Genomic DNA, 4336 nt, shown 5'->3' with positions numbered 1-4336 from the left:
GATGTGGTCCTAGAGAAACCCCATCATCGCAGGTCGCAAGGCACTTCTTCGATTCCGGAAGCACTATCCACGGGCATCAAGCCGGTGGATCCGGGCTGAGCGACGGCCGGGCAAAAAGCCGCTGCCGACCGGGGCACGCCGCTGGGAGACTTCGGGGATGACCACGCAGCGGCTGCCGTTCCCGGTCCCCGACGAACGCGCCCACTACTTCGTCGACCAGTACGCCGACATGCACGACCTCGTTGAGGACCTGGTCGTGCCCGACGGTGTTCCCGAGGCCGCGGCGACCGTCCTGCGCACCGCCCGCGAGCTGCTGCGCCAGTCGTACTACTGCTACGAGTTCTCCACCGTGGCGGTCATGCACTCCCTGATCGCGGTGGAGATCGTGCTGCGCGACCGCATCCCGCGCGCGGGCAAGAAGCCCCTGCACCAGCTCATCAAGCAGGGCGCCGACACCGGCATCCTGACCGCCCGGCAGGCGGAGTACCTCGACTACGGCCGGAAGATCCGCAACGGCATGGCACACGGCCAGACCACACACGCGGCGATGCCGCCGGCCATGGCCGTGCCGATGGTGACGACCTCGTTCACGATCGTCTCCGAGCTCTGCGCCGCACCCGCCGAATGATCACGTCTCGATAACAGGCGTCACACCTTCAACTTCTCCGGCACCTGTAGCGAGTGAACGCGGGATTCTGTCCGGAGTCTCGCGCCCACCCGCGTGAGGAGCCTGACCATGACGTACGCCAGCAGCGCCCGGCATCCCGAGCCGGAGCCGCGCCGCCCGGCCTGGTCAAGGGGTGCTGAGCGCCCTCCGAGCGGCCCGGAAGCCAGTGCCGTGTCCAGTGCCGTGAACGACTCCAACGTCGTGCCCATCAGCGCAGCTCACACCGCCCGTCAGGGGGCCTCCCGCCACGCTGATACCTCTCTCCCTTCCCCTGAGACACCGGCAAAGGGGAAGAGGTCTACTCCCACGGCCGGGAAGGTGCGGGCCGATGCGCTGCGGATGCTGGGGTGCGTGCGGATAGCCACGGTCCGGCAGATGGCTCAGGTGATCACGGAAGAGGAGTCGGACGGCCGGTCGTATGTGCGCAGGGCGATGGTGGAACTGGCGGAGTTCGGGCTGGCGGAGACGAACGGCAAGACGGGCAAGGAGCGGATCTGGAACCTCACCGTGGCGGGGCAGAAGGCTTTGGCCGACGGCAACGAGTTGCCGCCCCGCCCGAAGGCCGGCACCGGCGCGAAGGCCGTCCGAGCTGGGTTCGGCCCGCACGCCGTCGCGGTGACCGACACGATCCTCGCCTACACCGACACGGTTCTCGCCGGTCGCCGCGAGTACCTGACCGACTGGCAGGTGGAGGTCAACCACGCCATCAAGGAGACCGGCCTGAGCTTCAACACCGACGCCGTTCTCGCCGTGCCGACCAAGACCGGCGAGGTCCGCCTCTTCGAACTCGACAACGGCACCATGTCCCAGGCTCGCCTCGCGAAGGAGGTCTGGGACTACGAGCGCTACGCCGGGCACCGCGTCTGGGAGGGAGCCCGTGGCACGATCGGCGGGACGTTCCCGTTCTGGCAGCGCCACCGCTACACCCGCTCGAAGACCTTCCCGCGGCTGCACGTCGTCCTGGCGGGCAAGGCGGAGCACCTGCTCGACAACCGCCTCCAGGCGCTCACCGCCGACGTCCAGGGCATCACCATCGCGGTGTGGGTGAACACCCTGCCTCGGCTGAAGCGTGGCGAGCCCTGGTACGAGATCGGCGTCGACGACCCGGACCGGCGCCGCGCCCGCTACCCCGAAGCGGTCGGCCGCTGACCGTCATGCACGTGCTGGGCAAGCCCAAGGGGAGCTTGGGCAAGCCCCCCATACCCGGCTTGCCCACCCCGGCCGGGGCCCCGTCGCTCAGGTCCGCTCGGGGGGCTGGCCGGGCTGACCGATGACCGGTCACCGGCTGGCCCGGGGGTTGCACGGGTCGGTCACGGCGTTGACGTGCTCTTTGACCGATCGCGGGAGACGGATCGGTCACGCTCGGCCCGCTGATCGGTCACGTGCCCCGCTGGGCAAGCCCTACCGCACGAAGGGCTTGCCCAGGTGCGGTCGGATTGATGGACAAGGACGGAGAATCCGACTGCAGGTTGATCTCGCCCCAGTCGCCGAGAATCTTGTAGCTGTTGTCGATTCTGGTCAGGGAATCGACTGATCCAAAGTCGCGAGTGCCAGTCGCGTCGACCGCAGGCTTGACGAGACTCTGGCCCGTCCAGTGCAGGTCCCGTACGGATGAGAAGACGGCGGTGGCCTCCCGGAAGCAAGCGCGTTCCCCTGGTAGCGACGCCTGATAGTCAGGATGACCAGGCAAGAGCAACAGATCGAGCTTGAGGATCAAGACAGCCGGATGGACCTCGATGTCCAGCACGTAACTGTCCTCAAGAATGACGTTCTCGAACCCCGTGAAGGCTGGGTAGATGCCCCTATGTTTCGTCAAGCGGCTGAAGGTGCCTGTTTGGCCGTCGGAGGCTGGATGTGCCGGTAGAGCTCGCGGGCCACGTAGCGTTTGAGACAGCGGATGATCTCGCGCTTGGACATGCCTTCGGCGGTGCGTCGTTGCAGGTAAGCCTGGGTGCGTTCGTCCCAGCGTATGCGGGTCATCACGATGCGGTAGAGGGCGGCGTTGGCCTGCCGGTTACCACCGCGGTTCAGGCGCCGGCGCTGGGTCTTGCCGGAGGACTGCTCGACCGGGCTGACGCCGCACAGGGCAGCGAAGGATGCCTCGTCCGTGAGGCGGTCAGGGTTGTCACCTGCGGCGATGAGCAGGACGGCGGCGCTGTCGGGGCCGACGCCGACCAGGTCCAGCATCTGAGGTCGGCAGGAGCGGACAGCCAGGGTGGTTCGTCGGGTCAGCTCCTTGACCTCCGCGGACAGGTGCTGGATCCGTATGGCGAGCAAGCGCATCGTGAAGACTGCCTCGCCCCGCTCGTCGACGAGTGCCGCGCAGGTGGCGACCAGAGCCGGGTTGGTCAGGCCGGTGAGGAGGTCACGCAGGTCGGGGTCGATGTCCAGCAGGACGGCCTTGAGCTGGTTCATCGCCTGGGTGCGGGCCTTGATTGCCGATTCCTTGGCCAGCCGCAGGACGCGCATGTCCGCCGCGGGGCCGTCCGCGGTCTTGGGCGTGACCGTGGCGCGTCCCGACAGGACGGCGCGAGCGGCAGCGTCCGCGTCGATGGCATCGGTCTTGCCGCGCTTGCGCCGGGTGGCTCGGTCGGGCTGGTTGACCTCGACGACGTCGATGCCTTCTCGGCTCAGAGCCCTGGTCAGTGCGGCTCCGTAGGATCCGGTGCACTCGACACCGGCGCGTCGAAGAACGCCGAACGACCTTGTCCAGGCAATGAGTTGGCGATATCCAGCAGCGGTGGTGGGGAACTCCTGGTGGGCGAGTGAGGCTCCCAGCGTGGTGATCACGGCCGCGACGTGGACGTCCTTGTGGGTATCGACCCCCAAGATCACATCCTCTGCCAGGTCCGGGACATGCTGCGTGGGCAGCGTGGGCTGGGGCATGCTGGTGACGGTCACAAGGCTCCTCGGACTGGGGCTGGTGGCCGACGCCGGTCCGGTGGGCGGTCAGAACTGTGACGGTGCTTTGTGCAGCAAAGCCCCTATCGGGACACGTCCAGCGGGCCGGCGGCAGCGAGCGCCGCAGGGGGCCGGAAGCCGACAGATCTACTCCAAGGCATCTGAGGCCAGTTGTCGCACGGGTCAGGCTCCGGCCCCCTGCGGCACCCCACGAGTCTCACAGTTGTCGTGGCACTGTCACGTTGACTGACCGGGTGGGATGATCTTCTGGTGGGTCATGCTGGGAGGAGTTGTCCGTGGGTAGTACGCCGCCGTCGTACAAGGGGCACCGGTACCCGGTGGAGATCATCTCCCACTGCGTGTGGCTGTACTTCCGCTTCCCGCTCAGCTTCCGCGAGGTCGAGGAGCTGATGCTCGAGCGCAGCGTGCTCGTCTCCCACGAGACCGTCCGCCGCTGGTGTGCCAAGTTCGGGCAGGCCTACGCCGGCGCGCTGCGCCGCCGCCGGCCCCGGCCCGGGGACAAATGGCACCTGGACGAGGTCTTCATCAAGATCAACGGAGAGCAGAAGTACCTGTGGCGGGCCGTCGACGCCGACGGCACCGTCCTGGACATCCTCGTACAGAACCGGCGGGACACCGCTGCGGCCAGGCGGTTCTTCCGCAGGCTGCTGACGAAGACCCGGGCGGTGCCCCGGGTGGTCGTCACCGACAAGCTGCGCTCCTACGGCGCGGCCCACCGCGAGGTCATGCCCTCCGTCGAGCACCGTG

General features: G+C 67.8%; 5 protein-coding genes. 3 read left to right on the top strand and 2 right to left on the bottom strand.

The genetic code is table 11. The features are described from left to right. The first annotated feature begins 157 nt into the window (after positions 1–157). Both AB0N06_RS38160 and AB0N06_RS38155 read left to right on the top strand, forming a co-directional pair. Positions 158–628: a hypothetical protein gene (locus AB0N06_RS38160; RefSeq protein WP_366139269.1), complete on the top strand. Its 471-nt coding sequence runs from the start codon at positions 158–160 to the stop codon at positions 626–628. Positions 629–736: 108 nt separating this feature from the next. Beyond that, entirely contained in the window at positions 737–1816 is a 1080-nt protein-coding gene (locus AB0N06_RS38155) for a replication-relaxation family protein (RefSeq protein WP_366139268.1), read from the top strand. A gap of 229 nt (positions 1817–2045) precedes the next feature. Here the strand turns inward: AB0N06_RS38155 and AB0N06_RS38150 are convergent, their stop codons facing one another. Then, a complete protein-coding gene (locus tag AB0N06_RS38150) occupies positions 2046–2414 on the bottom strand; it encodes a hypothetical protein (protein ID WP_366139267.1) in 369 nt (122 codons plus the stop codon). Between the two features lie 65 nt (positions 2415–2479). Next, positions 2480–3553 (bottom strand): IS110 family transposase, encoded by a 1074-nt coding sequence (locus AB0N06_RS38145; protein ID WP_366139266.1) that lies wholly within the window; start codon positions 3551–3553, stop codon positions 2480–2482. 311 nt (positions 3554–3864) lie between these two features. On the opposite strand from AB0N06_RS38145, the gene AB0N06_RS38140 reads away from it, so the two are divergent. Then, positions 3865–4336: IS6 family transposase (locus tag AB0N06_RS38140; RefSeq protein WP_366139265.1), on the top strand; the 472-nt coding region annotated here is incomplete at its 3' end.

Source organism: Streptomyces sp. NPDC051020, from assembly GCF_040683105.1.
GTDB lineage: Bacteria > Actinomycetota > Actinomycetes > Streptomycetales > Streptomycetaceae > Streptomyces.
Note: the sequence above shows the minus strand (reverse complement) of the source record. Positions and strands in the feature narration are given on the sequence as shown.